The organism is Pseudomonas sp. PSB18 (assembly GCF_014596565.1).
Taxonomy (GTDB): Bacteria; Pseudomonadota; Gammaproteobacteria; order Pseudomonadales; family Pseudomonadaceae; genus Aquipseudomonas.
The window spans coordinates 253,102-272,220 of record NZ_NOIN01000002.1 but is presented as its reverse complement, the minus strand read 5'-3'; the positions used below and the strand labels follow the sequence as shown (position 1 = coordinate 272,220).

21 protein-coding genes are annotated in these 19,119 nt (G+C 62.2%); 10 read left to right on the top strand and 11 right to left on the bottom strand.

The genetic code is table 11. From position 1 onward, the window contains the following. Positions 1-47: 47 nt before the first annotated feature. Both CGA22_RS05335 and CGA22_RS05330 read right to left on the bottom strand, forming a co-directional pair. The gene (locus CGA22_RS05335) at positions 48-593 is read right to left on the bottom strand and encodes a hypothetical protein (protein ID WP_041021447.1); all 546 of its coding nucleotides are present in this window, start codon (positions 591-593) and stop codon (positions 48-50) included. A 27-nt stretch (positions 594-620) separates the two neighbouring features. Next, positions 621-2,051, bottom strand: coding sequence for a coniferyl aldehyde dehydrogenase (locus CGA22_RS05330; protein ID WP_041021446.1), 1,431 nt, complete (start codon positions 2,049-2,051; stop codon positions 621-623). A 147-nt stretch (positions 2,052-2,198) separates the two neighbouring features. On the opposite strand from CGA22_RS05330, the gene CGA22_RS05325 reads away from it, so the two are divergent. Both CGA22_RS05325 and CGA22_RS05320 read left to right on the top strand, forming a co-directional pair. After that, positions 2,199-2,870, top strand: a complete 672-nt coding sequence (locus CGA22_RS05325; protein WP_024780447.1) for a TetR/AcrR family transcriptional regulator — start codon at positions 2,199-2,201, stop codon at positions 2,868-2,870. Between the two features lie 49 nt (positions 2,871-2,919). Continuing rightward, positions 2,920-3,774 (top strand): sulfurtransferase, encoded by an 855-nt coding sequence (locus CGA22_RS05320; protein WP_041021445.1) that lies wholly within the window; start codon positions 2,920-2,922, stop codon positions 3,772-3,774. Positions 3,775-4,263: 489 nt separating this feature from the next. Here the strand turns inward: CGA22_RS05320 and CGA22_RS05315 are convergent, their stop codons facing one another. The 4 genes from CGA22_RS05315 to CGA22_RS05300 are packed head-to-tail and all read right to left on the bottom strand — an operon-like array spanning position 4,264 to position 8,742. Further along, a complete protein-coding gene (locus CGA22_RS05315; RefSeq protein ID WP_041019987.1) occupies positions 4,264-5,262 on the bottom strand; it encodes a hydrolase in 999 nt (332 codons plus the stop codon). A gap of 30 nt (positions 5,263-5,292) precedes the next feature. Continuing rightward, positions 5,293-5,904 carry a 16S rRNA (guanine(966)-N(2))-methyltransferase RsmD gene (gene rsmD, locus CGA22_RS05310; protein ID WP_041019986.1) on the bottom strand — a complete coding sequence of 204 codons (612 nt, stop codon included), beginning with the start codon at positions 5,902-5,904 and terminating at the stop codon, positions 5,293-5,295. Next, complete coding sequence (locus CGA22_RS05305; protein ID WP_188258501.1) at positions 5,904-7,394, bottom strand: M16 family metallopeptidase; 1,491 nt, start codon at positions 7,392-7,394, stop codon at positions 5,904-5,906. Before CGA22_RS05305 ends, rsmD begins: the two co-directional genes overlap by 1 nt. Then, positions 7,387-8,742, bottom strand: coding sequence for a M16 family metallopeptidase (locus tag CGA22_RS05300; RefSeq protein ID WP_041019984.1), 1,356 nt, complete (start codon positions 8,740-8,742; stop codon positions 7,387-7,389). Before CGA22_RS05300 ends, CGA22_RS05305 begins: the two co-directional genes overlap by 8 nt. A 344-nt stretch (positions 8,743-9,086) precedes the next feature. Here CGA22_RS05300 and ftsY point away from each other — a divergent pair, with 344 nt between their 5' ends. From ftsY to rpoH, 4 genes are all read left to right on the top strand, one after another. Further along, positions 9,087-10,508: a signal recognition particle-docking protein FtsY gene (gene ftsY / locus CGA22_RS05295; RefSeq protein WP_041019983.1), complete on the top strand. Its 1,422-nt coding sequence runs from the start codon at positions 9,087-9,089 to the stop codon at positions 10,506-10,508. Continuing rightward, the gene (gene ftsE, locus CGA22_RS05290) at positions 10,505-11,176 is read left to right on the top strand and encodes a cell division ATP-binding protein FtsE (RefSeq protein WP_024778908.1); all 672 of its coding nucleotides are present in this window, start codon (positions 10,505-10,507) and stop codon (positions 11,174-11,176) included. The genes ftsY and ftsE overlap by 4 nt, the downstream gene beginning before the upstream one ends. Continuing rightward, positions 11,173-12,195 (top strand): permease-like cell division protein FtsX, encoded by a 1,023-nt coding sequence (gene ftsX, locus CGA22_RS05285; protein WP_041019982.1) that lies wholly within the window; start codon positions 11,173-11,175, stop codon positions 12,193-12,195. Before ftsE ends, ftsX begins: the two co-directional genes overlap by 4 nt. 113 nt (positions 12,196-12,308) lie before the next feature. After that, the gene (gene rpoH, locus CGA22_RS05280; RefSeq protein ID WP_024778906.1) at positions 12,309-13,163 is read left to right on the top strand and encodes an RNA polymerase sigma factor RpoH; all 855 of its coding nucleotides are present in this window, start codon (positions 12,309-12,311) and stop codon (positions 13,161-13,163) included. Between the two features lie 193 nt (positions 13,164-13,356). Here the strand turns inward: rpoH and mtgA are convergent, their stop codons facing one another. Beyond that, positions 13,357-14,079: a monofunctional biosynthetic peptidoglycan transglycosylase gene (gene mtgA / locus CGA22_RS05275; RefSeq protein WP_041022755.1), complete on the bottom strand. Its 723-nt coding sequence runs from the start codon at positions 14,077-14,079 to the stop codon at positions 13,357-13,359. Between the two features lie 73 nt (positions 14,080-14,152). Between mtgA and CGA22_RS05270 the strand changes: the two genes are divergently transcribed. The 4 genes from CGA22_RS05270 (at position 14,153) to trmB (ending at position 16,393) form a co-directional block, all read left to right on the top strand. Further along, entirely contained in the window at positions 14,153-14,524 is a 372-nt protein-coding gene (locus tag CGA22_RS05270; protein WP_041023985.1) for a DUF423 domain-containing protein, read from the top strand. A 90-nt stretch (positions 14,525-14,614) separates the two neighbouring features. Then, positions 14,615-14,815: a sulfur carrier protein ThiS gene (gene thiS / locus CGA22_RS05265; protein WP_024778903.1), complete on the top strand. Its 201-nt coding sequence runs from the start codon at positions 14,615-14,617 to the stop codon at positions 14,813-14,815. A 48-nt stretch (positions 14,816-14,863) separates the two neighbouring features. After that, positions 14,864-15,658: a thiazole synthase gene (locus CGA22_RS05260; RefSeq protein ID WP_003177480.1), complete on the top strand. Its 795-nt coding sequence runs from the start codon at positions 14,864-14,866 to the stop codon at positions 15,656-15,658. 9 nt (positions 15,659-15,667) lie between these two features. Then, positions 15,668-16,393, top strand: a complete 726-nt coding sequence (trmB, locus tag CGA22_RS05255) for a tRNA (guanosine(46)-N7)-methyltransferase TrmB (RefSeq protein WP_041023984.1) — start codon at positions 15,668-15,670, stop codon at positions 16,391-16,393. A 135-nt stretch (positions 16,394-16,528) separates the two neighbouring features. Here trmB and CGA22_RS05250 read toward each other — a convergent pair whose 3' ends face one another. From CGA22_RS05250 to CGA22_RS05235, 4 genes are read right to left on the bottom strand one after another with little or no spacing between them, the layout of a single operon-like run. Further along, the gene (locus CGA22_RS05250; RefSeq protein WP_024778900.1) at positions 16,529-16,852 is read right to left on the bottom strand and encodes a DUF3392 domain-containing protein; all 324 of its coding nucleotides are present in this window, start codon (positions 16,850-16,852) and stop codon (positions 16,529-16,531) included. Positions 16,853-16,870: 18 nt separating this feature from the next. Then, the gene (hemW, locus tag CGA22_RS05245) at positions 16,871-18,070 is read right to left on the bottom strand and encodes a radical SAM family heme chaperone HemW (protein WP_041023983.1); all 1,200 of its coding nucleotides are present in this window, start codon (positions 18,068-18,070) and stop codon (positions 16,871-16,873) included. Then, positions 18,067-18,663 (bottom strand): RdgB/HAM1 family non-canonical purine NTP pyrophosphatase, encoded by a 597-nt coding sequence (gene rdgB, locus CGA22_RS05240; protein ID WP_041023982.1) that lies wholly within the window; start codon positions 18,661-18,663, stop codon positions 18,067-18,069. Before rdgB ends, hemW begins: the two co-directional genes overlap by 4 nt. Then, positions 18,660-19,094 carry a DUF4426 domain-containing protein gene (locus CGA22_RS05235; protein ID WP_041023981.1) on the bottom strand — a complete coding sequence of 145 codons (435 nt, stop codon included), beginning with the start codon at positions 19,092-19,094 and terminating at the stop codon, positions 18,660-18,662. The genes rdgB and CGA22_RS05235 overlap by 4 nt, the downstream gene beginning before the upstream one ends. Positions 19,095-19,119 lie beyond the last annotated feature (25 nt).

The window sequence follows — 19,119 nt, the reverse complement described above, 5'->3', positions numbered from 1 at the left end:
TACCGCCATCGCGAGCAGGCTCGCTCCCACAGGGATTTCGGTGGGTCTCAAACCGTGGGTGGCCCTGGATACCCGCAGTGTGTCCAAGCCTCGGCCCGGCTGTACCACGCCATCATCACCATTTGCAGCAATGAGCTGTGGCCTTGGCGCAACAGGTTCAATGAGCTGTTTTCCCAGCGATCGAGGAACTGGCGGATGTCATCGGCGCTGGCGTTTTCCCACGAGCCCCAGACACCGGTCAGCGGCCCGCGGGTAATACCCAGAGTAAGGACGTCGAACAGTTGGCGAGTGAGCTTGAGCATGGGCGGAGAAAGGTGGGCGAGGCCGGTATCCAGGCTTCCCAAGGTGGCGTCAGCAGCGGCGGTGCGCTGCTCAACGGTCACGGCGCCCTCCAGCATCACGGGAATGAGCGCGCGTAAAAACGGCAGGTCGCTGTCCCGCAGGGCGGCAAGGCCCTTGGCCGCTTGGCCTGGCGAGCAACCGCTCAGGCTGGCCCCCAGTCCCACTGTGCTCAGGAATACGCTGGCGCCGAAGCTGAATTTCAGCAGACCACGCCGTGACAGCGCGGGTGTATCGGTCAGGCTTGGGTTCATTATTGTTATTTCCCGCGCAGACACCGGTTAACGGACAAACAGCTTCTGAATCAACTTCTGGAGCGGTTTGCCATAGGGCGGATAAATCAGTCTGGCGGCATTGAAGCGTTGTTTGCTCAGCACGCCCTTGGCTTTGCTGAAGGTCAGGAAACCTTCGTGCCCGTGGTAATGCCCCATCCCCGACGGACCGACGCCTCCGAATGGCAAGTCGTCCTGGGCAACGTGCAGCAAGGTGTCGTTCAGGCAGACGCCGCCGGAATGGGTTTCGTGGAGTACGCGATTCTGCTCGGCCTTGTTGTAGCCGAAATAGTAGAGCGCCAATGGACGAGGCCGTTGATTGATGTAGGCAAAAGCCTGGTCCAGGTCGTCATAGGGCACGATAGGCAGCAACGGGCCGAAGATCTCGTCCTGCATGACGGTCATGTCGTCGCTGACATTGAGTAGCAGGCTGTGAGGCATGCGGCGTCCCTGGCCCTGGTCGAACAATTCGATCAGCAATCCGCCCTTGCCGGTCGCGTCGCTGATGTAGCCGTTGAGTCGTGCCAGTTGTCGTTCGTTGATGATCGCGGTGTAGTCCGGGTTGTCAGCCAGGGTCGGATACAGCCTGCGAACCGCCTCGCGATAGGCATCGACGAATTCGCCGACGCGGTTTTTCGGCACCAACACGTAATCTGGCGCGACACAGGTTTGCCCGGCATTCAGCATTTTGCCGAAGGCGATGCGCTCGGCGGCATCGCTCAGGGGCACATCGGTGGACACGATGGCGGGCGACTTTCCACCCAGTTCCAGGGTGACGGGGGTCAGATTCTCGGCGGCGGCCCGCATGACGTGCCTGCCGATGCTGGTAGCGCCGGTAAACAACAGGTGATCGAACGGCAACCTGGAGAAGGCTACGCCGACATCTGTCTCACCGAGTACCACGCACACCAGGTCCTGGGGGAAGATCCGTGCCAGCAATTGCTTGAGCAACAGTCCGGTGGCAGGTGTGGCTTCGCTGAGCTTGAGCATCACCCGATTGCCCGCCGACAACGCCCCGACCAACGGCCCGATGGCCAGGAACAAGGGGTAGTTCCAAGGCACAATGATTCCGACCACGCCCAGCGGTTGGTAGATCACCTTGGCCGACGCCGGTTGGAAGGCCATGCCTACCCTGCGTCGGGAGGGTTTCATCCAGCCCTTGAGGTGTCGGCTGGCATAATGGATGCCGTGCAGACTTGGCATCAGCTCGGCCAACAGCGTTTCGTCGGCGCTGCGGTGGCTGAAATCCTCGCTGATGGCGTCGATCAGGGCCTGCCGTTCGTTGCTCAGCATCTCCCGGAGAGACTTGAGCCATTGCCGGCGCTGATCTACCGGAGGCATCGGATGAGCGGCATAGGCCTGGCGTTGTGCCTCGAAGCGTGACTGCAGCTCATTCAGTTGCTGTTGGGAATCGTGCAGATAAGCAATGTCGGCGGGCATCGTCAGGCACCAGTTCTTATTAGTGTGGGTGTTTTCTAGAGCTTATGCTCTAGAAAGTCAAATGACATCCATGATGGCTATGGGTTTGTCCTCCGGGCGATAGGTCGTAAGATGCCGCAATGCTTTCGTCGAATTAAAGCCCAAGCCATGGTCACACGAATGAAAACCAGCGAGCGCATCGTGCAAAACAGCCTCGAGCTGTTCAACCAGCAGGGCGAGCGCAGTGTCAGCACCAACCACATTGCCGCCCACATGGACATGTCCCCGGGTAACCTCTACTACCACTTCCCTAACAAGCAGGCGATCATCGCCGTGCTGTTCAGCGAATACGAAAACCTGGTGGACAGTTTCCTGCGCCCGCCCCAGGGCCGGGCGGCCACGGTGGAGGACAAGCGCTTCTATCTCCAGGAGCTGCTGTCGGCGATGTGGAGCTATCGCTTCCTGCACCGGGACCTGGAGCATCTGCTCGACAGCGATCCGGACCTCGCGGCTCGCTATCGCCGGTTCTCCCAGCGTTGCCTGATCCACGGGACCGCCATCTACGAGGGCTTCGTCGCAGCCGGCATCCTGAAGATGGACCGGGTGCAGATCGAGTCCCTGACCCTCAATGCCTGGATCATCCTGACCTCCTGGGTGCGGTTTCTTTGTACCACGCGGGAAAACTCCAATCATTTGAGTGAGCAGGCCATCAAGCGCGGGGTGTACCAGGTGTTGGTGCTGGAGGCCGGCTTCGTGACCGATCAGGCCCGCGAAGCGGTGGATGCACTGTTCAAAGAGTATTACGTCCCTCTGCCCCAGACCCTGGAGGAAGGGCAGTAGGAATCGGATCTGACCCTACAGGCCACACATTCCGCCACAGGAGCTCGTCATGCCCATCGCGCAACTCATCAGCCCTCAAGCCCTCGAACAGAGGAGGACTCAGCCCGGACTGGTGATCCTCGATTGCCGTTTCGCCCTCGATGACCCGGATTATGGCCAGCGCAGCTACGCCGAGGGGCATATTGCCGGTGCGTCGTTCGCGGACCTTGAGCGCGACCTGAGTGGCTCGGTGATCAAGGGGGTGACCGGGCGTCATCCGCTGCCGGAACCCGAAGCATTGATGGAGCGCTTGCGGGCCTGGGGCATCGACAACGACAGCGACATCGTGTTGTACGACGATGGCCCCGGTGCCTATGCGGCCCGGGCCTGGTGGTTGCTGGCCTGGCTGGGCAAACGCGAGGGCGTGTACCTGCTCGACGGTGGGCTCAAGGCTTGGCATGCCAATGGTTTGCCCTTGAGTCTCGATCCGCCAGCGGGCAACCGTGGGGCGTTCAGCGGTTCGCCCGATGACGCCCTGTTGCTCGACGCCGAGGCGCTGCAACAGCGCCTCGGCCAGGCGGAGATGACGCTTCTGGATGCTCGCGCGTTGCCGCGTTTCAAGGGTGAAGTCGAGCCGATCGACCCGGTGGCCGGACATATTCCGGGAGCGCAGTGTGCGGCATTTACTGACAACCTTGGCGCTGATGGGTGTTTTTTGCCGGCTGATCGGCTCAGGCAGCGTTTTGCCGAGAAATTGGGGGGGCGTTCGCCGACTGAGTTGGTGGCCTATTGCGGCTCGGGGGTGACTGCGTGTCATAACCTGTTTGCTTTGTGCCTGGCGGGGTATCCGTTGGGGAGGTTGTATGCCGGGTCGTGGAGTGAGTGGATTAATGATTCGGGGCGTGGGGTGGCGAAGGGTGAATAGCCGCAATGGGGACCTGGTGTTGTCGATCGGGTACTTATCCGTTGCTGCGGTTATGGCCTCTGGCGGTTCCGCTCTTACAGCGGGTTACTTTTGGCAAACGCCCCAAAAGTAACCAAAAGGTCTTTGCCCCACCACTCGGCACCTCGCCTAGGCTCGGTGTGCCCTCACTCCGGCATTGCTCCGTGGGCCCGCCGCGAAGGGCCATCCATGGCCCAGCGCGGCTAACCCGGCATCCATGCCGGGTTGCCCACTGCGCAATGCCTGCGTTCGGCCAGCGTGGTTAACGGGGCCTGAAGATCAAAAGCAAAAGCAAAAGCAAAAGCAAAAGCGAGGCGAGGGCCTTGCAGTCGGCCTGTTTCTTCCTGCCGGCACTAGTCCCTGTGGGAGCGAGCCTGCTCGCGATAGCGGCGGGTCAGTAGCATTGAGGTGACTGACACTCCGCTATCGCGAGCAGGCTCGCTCCCACAGGGGAGTTGTGTTGGCGGCGGTTCATCCGTGACCCAGGCTTGCCAACCACTGGGGAATGCGTCGCTCCAGGTAGTACCCGGGCGAGCGCAAGGTGCCTTCGACAAAGCCTACATGCCCACCTTTGGCATGCAGTTCAAGTCGGGTGGAGGCGGAGAGTTCGTCGGGTTCGGGCAGGCTGTGGGGAAATACGAAAGGGTCGTCGGCGGCCTGGATGACCAGGGTCGGTGTGTTGATTTCGCTCATGTAATAGCGGCTGGACGCGCGACGGTAATAGTCCGAGGCATCGGAAAAGCCGTGCAGCGGCGCAGTCACCCGGCCGTCGAAGTCCCAGAAGGTGCGCATGTTTTCCAGTGGGCCCAGCGCCGCCAGGGTGGCCAGCCCTTCGTGACGGCCATCGTGCTTGAACCGGCGTTGCTTGTTGCGCACGTAAGCCACCAGCTCCCGCATGAAATGCGCCTGATAGAACTTGGAAAACCCTTGCCCGATGCGGTCGGCACATTGGTCGAGACGAAACGGCACCGAAACGGCCACGGCGCCGAGTAGTTGGCTGTCGTTGCCGGTTTCTCCCAGGTGCTTGAGCAGCACATTGCCGCCGAGCGAATAACCCACTGCAAACAGCGGCGCCAGGGGCCGTCGCGCCCGCAGGTGAGCGATGACGGCGGCCAGGTCTTCGCTGACGCCGGAGTGGTAGCTGCGGGGCAGCAGGTTCGGTTCGCCTGAGCAACCGCGCCAGTTCAGCGCGACGCTGGCCCAGCCCTGACGGCCCAGGGCTTGTTGCAAACCGGCCACATAAGGCGAGTTGGAGGAGCCCGTCAGTCCGTGCAGCACCAGTACCAGTGGTGCCTTGGCGCTGTGGGGGCCATGCCAGTCGAGATCGAGGAAGTCATCGTCGTCCAGCCACAAGCGTTCGCGTTGGCGAACGATGTGCGTGGTCTTGCGCCATAACGGGCCCCACAGGGTTTGCAAGTGGGGGTTGCCAAGGCCCCTGGCGGGGATGAAGCGTTCAGATGCAGCGGCCATTATTATTGTTCTCGATGCTGCGGCCAGCCGTCAGCCGACGGCTTCTGCCATGCGTTGCCATAATGCGTAGTACACCCGTCCGGATTTCTGCTCGCGATGCAAGCGCCAATTGCTCGGCAAGCCGAGGGTCGACGGAGCGGTTTCGCTTTCAGTGTAGACCCAGGCATCCTCGGCCAGCCACTGGCGTTCTTCGAGTAATGCGCAGATCGTCGGCAACAGGTTCTGGTTGAACGGCGGGTCGAGAAACACCAGGTCGAAAGGGCTGGCCGGTTGGCTGTCCAGGTAGCGCAAGGCATCCGCCGTCTGCACCTGGCCGACCGTGCAACGCAGGGTGCCCAGGTGCTCTTTCAGGCTGGAAACCGCCAGGCTGCTGGCGTCCAGGGCCTGGCCCATGGCGGCGCCACGGGACAGGGCTTCGAGAAACAGCGCGCCACTGCCGGCGAACGGGTCGAGCACCCGGGCGCCTGCCACGTAGGGTGCGAGCCAATTGAACAGGGTTTCACGCACCCGGTCCGGTGTCGGGCGCAAGCCCGGGGCGTCGGGAAAGCTCAGACGCCGGCTGCGCCATTCACCGCCGATGATGCGTAGCTGATTGATGCCGTTGTGAGCGGGTTTCTTGCTGGAATTGGATGGGCGGGCCATTAGTGCTCCGGAACCCCGAGCGGTTGCTCGGCAGGTTTGTCAGTGGGGGCCGGCAGCGGCTTTTGCGGCACGGTCGGACCGGCGGTGACGATGACCATTCTGTCGGTGCTCAGGTGCTTGTTCAGTGCTGCCTTGACCTGTTCGACCGTCAACGCCTGGGACTTGCGCATGAAGTCTTCCAGGTAGCTCAGCGGCAAGTCATAGAAGCCCATGGCTCCGAGTTGGCCGACGATGTCGGCGTTGCTCGCGGTGGACAGCGGGAAACTGCCGGCCAGCTCGCGCTTGGCGTCATCGAGCTCTTTCTCGGTCGGACCGTTCTTCAGGTAGTCGGTGAACACATCCTGCACCAGCTTGAGTGTGCCTTCGCTCATTTCGGCGCGGGTCTGCAGGTTGATCATGAACGGGCCGCGAGCTTGCATCGGGGTGAAACCGGAATATACGCCGTAGGTCAGGCCGCGTTTTTCCCGTACTTCGGTCATCAATCGCGTGCCGAAACCACCGCCACCTAGGATCTGGTTACCCAGGGACACGGCCGCATAGTCCGGGTCGTCCCGGTCGATGCCCAGTTGCGCGAGCATCAGGTTGGTCTGCTTGGACGGGAATTCGATGTGGCTGACGCTCGCCTTCGGTTCCACTGGGGACAGGGTTTTTGCCAGGGCCGGACCTTTGGGCAGCGCGGCGGACACTTGGTTGGCAATCGCCTCGGCCTCGGTGCGGGACAGATCCCCCACCAATGCAATCACTACGTTGCCGGCAGCATAGGCCTTGGCGTGAAAGGCACGGGCCTGGGCCAGGGTGATCGGTGGAATGCTTTCTGCGGTGCCGTCACTGGAATGGGCGTAAGGGTGGTCACCGTACAGGCGCTTCATCAGTTCCAGCCCCGCCAGCTTGCCGGGATTCTGTTTCTGGTACTCGAAACCGGCGAGCATCTGGTTCTTGATACGGGCGAAGGAGTCTGCGGGGAAGGTCGGTTTGCCGACCACTTCGGCGAACAGCTTCAGGGCGGGTTCACGCTTGTCCACCGCGCTGAGGCTGCGCAGGGAGGCCACGGCCATGTCCCGATAGGCACCGTTGCCGAAGTCCGCGCCAAGGTTTTCGAACCCTTCGGCGATGGCGCTGACGTCCTTGCCGGCCACGCCTTCGTTGAGCATGGCATTGGTCAGCAGTGCGAGGCCGGGGGCGTTGCCGTCCTGGCTGCTGCCGGCGGCGAAGGTCAGGCGCAGGTCGAACATCGGCAGTTCGCGAGCCTCGACGAACAGCACCTTGGCGCCGTCGGCGGTTTTCCAGGCTTGCACGTCGAGCTGGCGGTGGCCGGGCGCCTTGCCGTCCAACTCCGCCAGCGATTGCAGTTTGTTGCCGGACTTGGCGTTATCCAGGGCCTGGCTGGCAGTGACGTCAGTGGCGGGGGACAGGTAGAAGGCCAGGGCGGCGACCAGGGCAATGACCACCAGGCCGATCAGCAGCAAGCGTGATGATTTGCGCTCACTCATGAGCTTTCTCCTCGGGCAGGACGTGCGCAACGCTCAGGCGCGAGCGGGTGAAATACAGCTGGGCTGCCTTCTGGATGTCTTGCGGGGTTACGCTTTGCAACTCGGCGAGTTCGGTGTCCATCAGCTTCCAGGACAACCCGACGGTTTCCAGTTGGCCGATGGCGGTAGCCTGGCTGGTGATCGAATCGCGTTCGTACACCAGGCCGGCGATCACCTGGGCGCGGACGCGCTCCAGCTCCTCGGCGGTCGGGGCGGTGGTTTTCAATTGGTCCAGCAAGCGCCACAGGCCGGCTTCGGCCTGGGCCATGGTCTTGTTCTTCTGGGTGTTGGGCGCCGCCGACAAGGTGAACAGCGTATCGCCACGGGTGTAGGCGTCGTAGCTCGACGAGCCGCCGGACACCAGTTCTTCCCCGCGCTCCAGCTGGGTTGGAATCCGGCCACTGTAGCCGCCATCCAGCAAGGCCGAGATCAGCCGCAGGGCGTTGACCGAACGCTTATCCGTTGCGGTGGCGATGCTCGGCACGTTGAAGGCCAGCATCAGGCTGGGCAGCTGGGTCTGCACATGCAAGGTGATCTGGCGTTCGCCGGGTTCGGCCAGCTCCAGGGGAATCTTCGCCGTGGGCACATCACGCCGGGGAACCGGACCGAAATAACGCTGGGCCAGGGCCTTGACCTCGTCCGGCGTCACGTCGCCGACCACCACCAGGGTGGCATTGTTCGGTGCGTACCAGGATTCGTACCAGTGGCGCAGTTCCTGGACGGTCATGCGGTCCAGGTCGGCCATCCAGCCGATGGTCGGCGTGTGGTAGCCGCTGGCCGGATAAGCCATGGCCTTGAAGCGCTCGAAGGCCTTGGACATCGGCTTGTCGTCGGTGCGCATGCGGCGCTCTTCCTTGATGACTTCGATCTCGCGACTGAATTCTTCGGGCGGCAGGCGCAGGCTGGCCATGCGGTCGGCTTCCAGCTCGAAGGCCACCCCCAGGCGATCCCGGGCCAACACCTGGTAATAAGCGGTGAAGTCATCGCTGGTGAAGGCGTTTTCCTCGGCGCCCAGGTCCCGCAGGATCAGCGATGCTTCGCCGGGGCCGACTTTTTCGCTGCCCTTGAACATCATGTGCTCCAAGGCGTGGGACAAACCGGTCTGGCCCGGTGTTTCATAACTGGAGCCGACCTTGTACCAGATCTGGGAGACCACCACCGGCGCACGATGATCTTCGCGCACCACGACCTTCAGGCCGTTGTCGAGGGTGAATTCATGGGTGGGTTGTGGATCGGCAGCCAAGGCTGAAAGGGGCAGACAAACTGTGCTGAACAGCAGGCCTGCAACGCGGCGGGCAAGAGCATTCATTCGTGTTTAAACCTGTTGGGCTGCCCGCTAGGTCTTAGCGTCGGCGGGCGAGAGGGTGCTAGGATACTGTTCCGTTTTACTGGCGGCCACGCCTATCGGGCCTTTTATCGGCCCAGGGTTGTCCGGGTTTTGCGCAGAAGCATCGGGTTTTTCCGTGGATCCCTGCGTTTTCGCCGACGATGCCTTGCCAGTCCTTCGAAAAAATCGACGATGAGGTGTCCTGGGGACATTTCGACAATCTGTTGCGCGTGAACAAGCTGGATGAAACGCAGTCTGTTCAGCATCGAATATTCATCACCGAGGCGCCCTCGTGGCGCGTCGCTACCGTGAGATAGCCGTCCTCCATGTTTGGTTCCAACGACGACAAGAAGACCCCAGCTGAGGCTGGCGAGAAAAAAGGCCTGTTCGGATGGCTGCGCAAGAAGCCGCAGGAAACCGTCGTCGAGCAGTCGCAACCGCTCCCCGAGCCCGCCGCTGAACCTGCCGCCGAGGCGGTGGCCGAAGACGCTGCGCCGATCGTTCTGCCGCTGGCCGAACCCGTGTTGCAACCGGCCGAGCCTGAGCCCGTTGCCGCGCCGCCGGCCGAGCAGCCGCTGACTCCACCCGTCGGGCAAAGCCCCTGGCTGACCCTGCCGGTAGCGGAAGAGCCGGTGGCACTGGTCGAGGACGCGCAGCCCCATGTCACGCCGCCGATTCCAGCCCCGACGCCAGCTGTCGCGGAGCCTGTTGTCGAGGTGCCGCCAGTCATGGTTGCCCCTGCCACTCCCCAGGCCGACCCCGTCGTGGTTGATACACCAGTCGTCGTCGAGCCGGCGCCTTCCTCCGAGCCAGGCAAGGTCGGTTTCTTCGCGCGCCTCAAGCAAGGCCTGTCCAAGACCAGCGCCAGCATTGGCGAAGGCATGGCTAGCCTGTTCCTGGGCAAGAAGGTCATCGACGACGAGTTGCTGGATGACATCGAAACCCGCCTGCTGACCGCCGATGTCGGCGTCGAGGCGACGTCGGTGATCATCCAGAGCCTGACCCAGAAGGTCGCGCGCAAACAATTGACCGATGCCGACGCGTTGTACAAATCCCTGCAAGCCGAGCTGGGCAACCTGCTCAAGCCGGTGGAGCAGCCGCTGGTGATCGCTTCGCAGAACAAACCGTTCGTGATCCTGGTGGTCGGCGTCAATGGCGCCGGCAAGACCACCACCATCGGCAAGCTGGCGAAGAAACTGCAACTTGAAGGCAAGAAGGTCATGCTGGCCGCCGGCGATACTTTCCGCGCCGCTGCCGTAGAACAGTTGCAAGTGTGGGGCGAGCGCAACAAGATCCCGGTGATCGCCCAGCACACCGGCGCCGATTCCGCTTCGGTGATCTTCGACGCCGTGCAGGCCGCCAAGGCCCGTGGCATCGACGTGCTGATCGCCGACACGGCCGGTCGCCTGCACACCAAAGACAACCTGATGGAAGAGTTGAAGAAAGTTCGTCGGGTGATCGGCAAGCTCGATGCCGACGCACCCCACGAAGTGCTGCTGGTGCTGGACGCCGGTACCGGCCAGAACGCCATCAACCAGGCCAAGCAATTCAACCAGACCGTCGAACTGACCGGGTTGGCCCTGACCAAGCTCGACGGCACCGCCAAGGGCGGAGTGATCTTCGCCCTGGCCAAGCAGTTCGGCCTGCCCATCCGCTACATCGGCGTGGGCGAAGGCATCGACGACCTGCGTACCTTTGAAGCCGAGCCCTTTGTCCAGGCGCTGTTTGCCGAGCGGGAGCATTCATGATTCGTTTCGAACAGGTCGGTAAACGCTATCCGAATGGTCACGTCGGCCTGCATGAGCTGAGCTTTCGGGTGCGTCGAGGTGAGTTTCTGTTCGTCACCGGCCATTCCGGCGCCGGTAAAAGCACATTGCTGCGCCTGCTGCTGGCAATGGAGCGGCCCACCACCGGCAAGCTGCTGCTGGCCGGCCAGGACCTGAGCACCATCAGCAACGCCCAGATCCCCTACCTGCGGCGGCAGATCGGCGTGGTGTTCCAGAATCACCAGCTACTGTTCGATCGTACCGTGTTCAACAACGTGGCGTTGCCCTTGCAGATCCTTGGCCTGTCCAAGGCCGAGATCAACAAGCGGGTGGATTCGGCCCTGGAGCGCGTAGCCCTGTCGGACAAGACCGACTTGTACCCAGGCGACCTGTCCACCGGCCAGCAACAGCGCGTCGGTATCGCCCGCGCCATCGTTCACCGCCCGGCCTTGCTGCTGGCGGACGAACCTACCGGTAACCTCGACCCGCGTCTGGCGGCGGAAATCATGGGCGTATTCGAAGACATCAACCGTTTGGGCACCAGCGTGCTGATTGCCAGTCACGACCTGGCCCTGATCGCACGCATGCGCCACCGCATGCTCACCTTGCAGCGCGGCCGTTTGATCGGTGACGGGGAGGCTGGCGTATGAGCGCAACCCGCAGCCCGAAAGTGGCCGAGCGCGTGGCCCCGAAGGCCTCCGATCCGCAACCGCAAAAGAAAAAACGCGACGATGACGACGGCCCGGACTTCAGCACGCTGCTGCATGCCTGGATCGAAAGCCATCGCGCCAGCCTGCTCGACAGCCTGCGACGCCTGGGTAAACAGCCGATAGGCAGTTTCTTCACCTGCATGGTCATGGCGGTCGCCCTGAGCCTGCCGATGGGGCTGTCATTACTGCTGAATAATGTAGAGCGTCTTGGCGGTTCCTGGCAGCGCGCGGCGCAGATTTCCCTGTACCTGCAATTGGAGGCGACGCCGGGCGATGGCCAGACGCTGCTCGAGCAGATCAAGGCCATGCCGGGCGTGGCCGATGCCGAATACATCGGCCGCGACCAGGCACTCGAGGAGTTCCAGCAGCAGTCCGGCCTGGGCGAGGCGCTCAAGGAACTGCCGGAAAACCCATTGCCGGGCGTAGTGCTGGTGACGCCGAAGGAAGTCGACAAGCCGACCCTTGAAGCATTAAGACAAAGACTTTCCGAGTTGCCGAAGGTACAACAGGCGCAACTTGATTTAGTCTGGGTCGAGCGTCTTGCGGCGATCCTCAAGCTCGGTGACCGGTTTGTCTTCGGCCTGACGGTGCTGCTGGTGTCTGCATTACTTTTGGTGATAGGCAATACCATTCGTCTTCATATTGAAAACCGCCGCACCGAGATAGAAGTGATTAAACTCGTCGGCGGCACGGACAGTTATGTGCGCAGGCCCTTCCTCTATATGGGCGCGCTGTATGGCTTCGGTGCCGGGATCCTGTCCTGGGGTGTATTGGCGTTCGGCCTGGACTGGCTGAACGATGCGGTAGTGGGGCTGGCCGGTTTGTACGGCAGTGATTTCGCGCTGGCCGGAGTGCCAGTCGCCGACGGTCTGTCGCTCTTGCTTGGCGCGGTGCTGTTGGGTTATATCGGTGCATGGATTGCGGTCGCACGCCACTTGCGTGAGCTTGCGCCAAAATAGAGTCATTTTGCGCGTATTGACCTTTCAGTTTTTGTGGGAACTTGTCCTACGGTTCCCGGTCAATTTTCGCAGTGCTGAACTGCACGAGTTATGTGAGTCGGAGGTTTTTTCGTATGACCACTTCTTTGCAACCTGCGTATGCTCTGGTCCCGGGTGCGAACCTGGAGGCCTATGTGCACACGGTGAACAGCATTCCCTTGCTGACACCCGAGCAGGAGCGTGAACTGGCCGAGAGTCTCTATTATGAGCAGGATCTTGAGGCGGCTCGGCAAATGGTGCTCGCCCACCTGCGTTTTGTCGTACATATCGCCCGCAGCTATTCCGGCTACGGGCTGGCCCAGGCCGACCTGATCCAGGAAGGCAACGTCGGCCTGATGAAAGCGGTCAAGCGCTTCAACCCGGAAATGGGTGTGCGCCTGGTATCGTTCGCGGTGCACTGGATCAAGGCGGAAATCCACGAGTTCATCCTGCGCAACTGGCGCATCGTGAAGGTCGCGACCACCAAGGCCCAGCGCAAGCTGTTCTTCAACCTGCGCAGCCAGAAGAAGCGTCTGGCCTGGCTGAACAACGAAGAAGTCCATCGGGTGGCCGAAAGCCTGGGTGTGGAACCTCGTGAGGTCCGCGAGATGGAAAGTCGCCTGACCGGCCAGGACATGGCCTTCGACCCGGCCGCCGAAGCGGACGACGACAGCGCCTTCCAATCGCCGGCCAACTACCTGGAAGACCACCGGTATGACCCAGCGCGTCAGCTGGAAGACGCCGACTGGAGCGACAACTCCAACACCAACCTGCACGAAGCCCTGGAAGTGCTGGACGAGCGCAGTCGCGACATTCTCTACCAGCGCTGGCTGGCAGAGGAAAAGGCCACGCTGCACGACCTTGCGCAGAAGTACAACGTGTCGGCGGAGCGGATTCGCCAGCTTGAGAAAAGTGCGATGAACAAGCTCAAGTTGTCGATTGCGGCTTAACCGGCACAACGGCAATAAAAAACGCCCCGATCAGCGATGATCGGGGCGTTTTTGGTTGTGTGATCGTTCCCACGCTCTGCGTGGGAACGCATCCTGGACGCTCCGCGTCACGCTTGGGGACGCGGAGCGTCCCGTGCTGCATTCCCACGCGGAGCGTGGGAACGATCATAAGCAGGGACTTTCAGTGCCTGGGCTACTGGGCCCAGGGCGCCCGTCGCGAATCATTGAGTCCCAGCAGGTAACTGTCGCCCCCCAATTGGCTCATCTGCTGGCGTATCCAGCTTGCCCGCCGCAGTACATAGGGGCTTGGCCGGCTGGCGCTCCATTTTCGAGGGTTGGGCAGTACCGCCGCCAGCAAGCTTGCCTGCTGCCGGGACAAGGCATTGGCGCCAACACGGAAATGGTGTCGCGCCGCGGCTTCTGCACCGAATACGCCGTCATCCCACTCCACGCTATTGAGGTACACCTCAAGAATCCGCTGCTTGGGCCAGAGCACCTCGATCAGCGCGGTGAACCAGGCTTCGAAGCCCTTGCGCAGCCAGCTGCGGCCCGACCACAGGAACAGGTTCTTGGAGACTTGCTGGCTGAGAGTGCTGGCGCCACGAATCGAACCGCCGCGGCCGTTATGGGCGAATGCGGCCTGGATCGCGCCGATGTCGAAGCCCCAGTGTTCGGGAAATTTCTGGTCTTCGCCAGCAATCACCGCGACCTTGAGGCTGTCGGAGATCTGGTCCCAGGGCTGCCAGGTGCGTTGCAGGTCGATCGGTTCGCCGTCGACCCAGGATTCAACCTTGCGCTCGATCATCAGCGCTGTGAACGGCGGCGGTACCACGCGCAATAGCAGCACCAGGACAACGCTGCCGACGGCGAACCAGAGCAGGGCTTTGAGGAATCGTCGAAACAATGTACGCAGCATAGAGATGGCTTGGCCGAACCCGTCGAGCGGGCCATTATACAGACCCTGTCCACCGAGTCTGACTGGAGTTCTCATGCTGCGTAGCTTTCTGATGCTGGCTGCCTTTTTCGGCTTCACGGGCGTCGCCCTGGGGGCCTTCGCCGCCCATGGCCTGAAGAACCGCCTGAGCGCCGACTACCTGGCCATTTTCCATACAGGCGTCACCTATCAATTGGTGCACACCCTGGCGTTGCTGGGCGTCGCGCTGCTGGCCACACACATACCCGGCCGCATCGTCACCTGGGCCGGCATTTCGTTCGTGGTCGGCATTCTGCTGTTCTCCGGTAGCTTGTACTTGTTGACGCTCACGGGTATCAGCAAACTGGGCATTATCACTCCGTTCGGCGGTGTGGCGTTCCTGATTGGCTGGTTGTGCCTGGGGCTCGCCGCCTGGCGGCTGGGTTGACCGGACGGTCCATTTCATGACGAATGGCTTGGGTCACCCAGGCTGATCGGGCTAGAATGCCAGCCCCTAAAAATGATGGCGGCATCCGGCATGCGCATTCAGTTGAACGGCGAACCCTTTGAATTGCCCGACGGTGAGACCGTTGCGGCCCTGCTGACCCGTCTGGATCTCACCGGACGCCGTGTCGCGGTGGAACTCAATCTGGATATCGTCCCGCGCAGCCAGCATGCCGACACCGCCCTCAACGAGGGTGACCAGGTTGAAGTCGTGCACGCCATCGGCGGCGGCTAGCGGTTTCGCAGCATTTCGCAAGAACCTCATCCCAACAGAGGATTTCCCATGAGCATCGTTCGTAGCGACAAGCCCTTCGTCCTGGCCGGTCGTACCTACCAGTCGCGCTTGCTGGTTGGCACCGGCAAGTACCGCGATATGGAAGAAACCCGCCTGGCCATCGAGGCTTCGGGCGCCGAAATCGTCACCGTTGCGGTGCGTCGGACCAACATCGGCCAGAACCCGGGCGAACCGAACCTGCTGGATATCCTGCCGCCGGATCGCTACACGATCCTGCCCAACACCGCCGGCTGCTTCGACGCCATCGAGGCCGTGCGCACCTGCCGCCTGGCCCGTGAGCTGCTCGATGGCCACAACCTGGTGAAGCTGGAAGTGCTGGCCGACCAGAAGACCCTGTTCCCCAACGTGATCGAAACCCTCAAGGCTGCCGAAACCCTGGTCAAGGAAGGTTTCGACGTCATGGTGTACACCAGCGACGATCCGATCATCGCCCGGCAACTGGCGGAAATCGGCTGCATCGCGGTCATGCCGCTGGCAGGCCTGATCGGTACGGGCCTGGGGATCTGCAACCCTTACAACCTGCAGATCATCCTTGAAGAAGCCAAGATCCCGGTGCTGGTGGATGCCGGCGTCGGTACCGCGTCCGACGCGACGATCGCCATGGAGCTGGGTTGCGAAGCGGTGCTGATGAACTCCGCCATCGCCCACGCCCAGCAGCCGATCCTGATGGCCGAAGCCATGAAGCACGCCATTGTCGCCGGGCGCCTGGCGTATCTCGCCGGCCGCATGCCGAAAAAACTTTACGCCAGCGCCTCCTCGCCGCTGGATGGTCTGATCAAGTAAGAGCCATTGATGACTGAATCGAACGACACGCCTGTCCAGCCGGACGAAGGCGAAGAGCGCCAACACCGCCGCATCAAGAGTTTCGTGATGCGCGCCGGGCGCATGACCGAAGGCCAGCAACGCGGCCTGGAGCAGGGCGCGCCATTGTTCGTCCTGCCCCTGGCTGATGCGCCGGTGGACTTCGACCAGGTGTTTGGTCGCTCGGCCCCGCGCTCGCTGGAAATCGGCTTTGGCATGGGCCACTCGCTGCTGGAAATGGCCGCTGCTGCGCCGGAGCAGGATTTCATCGGTGTGGAAGTGCACCGTCCGGGCGTCGGTGCATTGCTCAATGGCGTGCTGACCCAAGGGCTGACCAACCTGCGGGTCTACGATTGCGACGCTATCGAAGTGCTCAACCGTTGCATAGCCGACAACAGCCTGGACCGGTTGATGCTGTTTTTCCCGGACCCGTGGCACAAGAGCCGTCACCACAAGCGCCGTATCGTCCAGTCTTCGTTCGCCGAGCTGGTGCGCAGCAAGTTGAAGGTCGGCGGGGTGCTGCACATGGCCACCGACTGGGAACCCTACGCCGAATACATGCTGGAAGTGATGAACGTCGCCCCGGGTTATCGCAACCTCGCCGAAGACGGCAAGTGCGTGCCGCGCCCGGCCGAACGGCCGATCACCAAGTTCGAGCGCCGTGGTGAACGACTTGGGCATGGGGTCTGGGATCTGAAGTTCGAGAAGCAGTCCTAAGCCATAATTGTGGGAGAGAGCTTTGTGGGAGCAAGGCTTGCCCGCGATAGCAGCGCCTCGGTATCAAACTGAATCCGGGTCGTATGCATCGCGGGCAAGCCTTGCTCCCACAGTTGTTTCAGGGCGCTGCGAAGGTCAGCGACGATCCGCCACCACCCCGATCAACACCAGCACCACCAACAGCACCGGCGCCAGGCTGTAGTTGTTGAACTGGCTCAGCCCCCGCACCACCCACGGCGTGGCGTAGATCAGTGCCGCGCCGCTGCCAATCATGCACAACAGGGCGATCAGCGGGACGCGCAATGCGCCGGCGATGCTGCCCAGGCGTTGTTCGACCCAGGCCTTGATGTCTGCGCCGAACAGCACCAGCAGGCAGCCGACCAATGCCAGGGAGATTTCCGACAGGTTGCTGCGGCTCCAGCGGGACACGGTGGCGAGCAGGTCGAGTACCAGATCCATTCGATTTCCTTGTGTTGATCAGCTCAGAAATTTCTGCAGCAAGTCATTGAGAAACAGCTGTCCGCGCTCGGTGGCCGCCAGACGTGACGGTTCGACCTGCAACAACCCGCTTTGTTCGGCTTCACGGCGACCTTCGGCCAGGCTTTGCAGGGGCAGGCCGGTGCGTTCCGGGTATAGCCGCGCGTCCACGCCTTCGGTCAGGCGCAGGGCGTTCATCAGGAATTCAAAGGGCAGTTCTTCGTTGGCCAGGGTCTTTTCGCCGGCCAGGAAGCGCTTGGCCGGGTTGAGGTAGTCCTTGGGCAGGCGGGTCTTCCAGGTGCGCACGATGCGCCCGTCCGGATGGCTGAGCTTGCCATGGGCGCCGGCGCCGATGCCGATGAAGTCGCCAAAACTCCAGTAGTTGAGGTTATGCCGTGCCGCCCGACCCGGTTGGGCGTAGGCCGACACTTCGTATTGGGCGTAGCCGTGCTCGGCCAGCAGCGCTTGTCCGGCTTCCTGGATGTCCCACAACGTGTCGTCTTCCGGCAACGTTGGCGGCTGGTTCCAGAACACCGTGTTCGGCTCCAGCGTCAGCTGATACCAGGAGAGATGGGTGGGCTTCAGGGCGATGGCCTGGCGCAGATCGCTCAAGGCATCGTCGAGGGATTGGTCGGGCAGGCCATGCATCAGGTCAAGGTTGAAGTTATCGAACCCGGCCTGGCGGGCCATGTCGGCGGCACGCACCGCCTCGTCACCGTTATGGATCCGGCCCAGGGCTTCGAGCTTGGCTTGTTGGAAGCTCTGGATACCGATGGACAGGCGATTGATGCCCAAGGCCCGGTAAGCCACGAATTTCTCTTGCTCGAAGGTGCCGGGGTTGGCCTCCAGGGTGATTTCGATGTCGTCGGCAAAGGCTATCCGCGCCTCGACACCCTTTAGCAGCCGGCCCAGGGCCTGGGCGCTGAACAGGCTGGGGGTACCGCCGCCAAAGAAGATCGAGCTCAGTTTGCGACCATAGACCCCGTGCAGATCCTGGTCGAGATCGGCTAACAAGGCATCGACGTACTCTTCTTCCGGCAACTGCGGGCTGGCGGTGTGGGAGTTGAAATCGCAATACGGGCATTTGCGTACGCACCACGGGATGTGGACGTACAACGCCAAGGGCGGCAGCACTGGCAGCGGCGCCCGTGGCGTGTGTGCGCCGCCATGAATCAGCGGCGCGGGGGAGTCATTGTTCATTGCAGGCCCAGGCGTTGACGCAGCAGGGCCATGGCGCGGGCGCGGTGGCTCAGTTGATTCTTTTCCACCGGACCCAGTTCGGCGCTGGAACAATTGCGCTCCGGCACCCAGAACAGCGGGTCGTAGCCGAAGCCGTGCTCGCCGCTGGCCTCGGTGAGGATGCGTCCCTGCCACAGCCCTTCGCAGAGGATCGGCAGCGGATCATCGGCATGTCGCACCAACGCCAGGACGCAAACGAACTGTGCGCCACGCTCGGCTTCAGGCACGTCCTTGAGGGCGTCGAGCAGCTTGGCATTGTTCGCTGCATCACCCTTGCCGTCGGCGTAACGGGCCGAGTAGATGCCCGGCGCGCCGCCGAGGAAATCCACCGCCAGCCCGGAATCGTCGGCCAGCGCCGGCAGGCCGGAAATGCGCGCGGCGTTGCGGGCCTTGAGGATCGCGTTCTCGACGAACGACAGACCGGTTTCTTCCGGCTCCACCTGGCTGAACTCACCGATCGAGCGCAGGTGCACCGATCCGCCGAGCATGGCCTGGAGTTCCTTGAGTTTGCCGGCGTTATGGCTGGCGAGTACGAGTTGGGTGAGGTTCATCATTCGGCCGGAAACAGCTCCTGGTTGAAGTTGAGGGTGTTGACCTTGTCGCCCGTCTTGACCTTGATCTCGAAGGTACGGGTTTCCTGCTGCTCTACCGGATACTGGGCGATGTAGTAGATCGCGCCTTGTTCGCTGATTTCGCGGAACGCCAGGGGGACCGTCTTGCTGGTCAGGTCCTTGATCGTGCCGCTGACCTCGGCCGTCAGCGGCTTGCCATCCTTGATCACCGACACGTTGATCACGCCCTGGTTCTTGCTGCGGACCAGCTTGGCGGCCTCGGCGATGTCCGATGTCAGGAAGGTGGAATTGAAGGTGTTGTAGTGCACGGTGACGTCACCGAACACTTCCTTGCGCTCGGCCTTGATGGCGTCAGCGGCCATGACGCCGGCGCAAAGGCAAGCAGTGACGAGGAACAACGCGAGACGTTTCATGTTGTGCTCCTGGGAACAGGGTCGG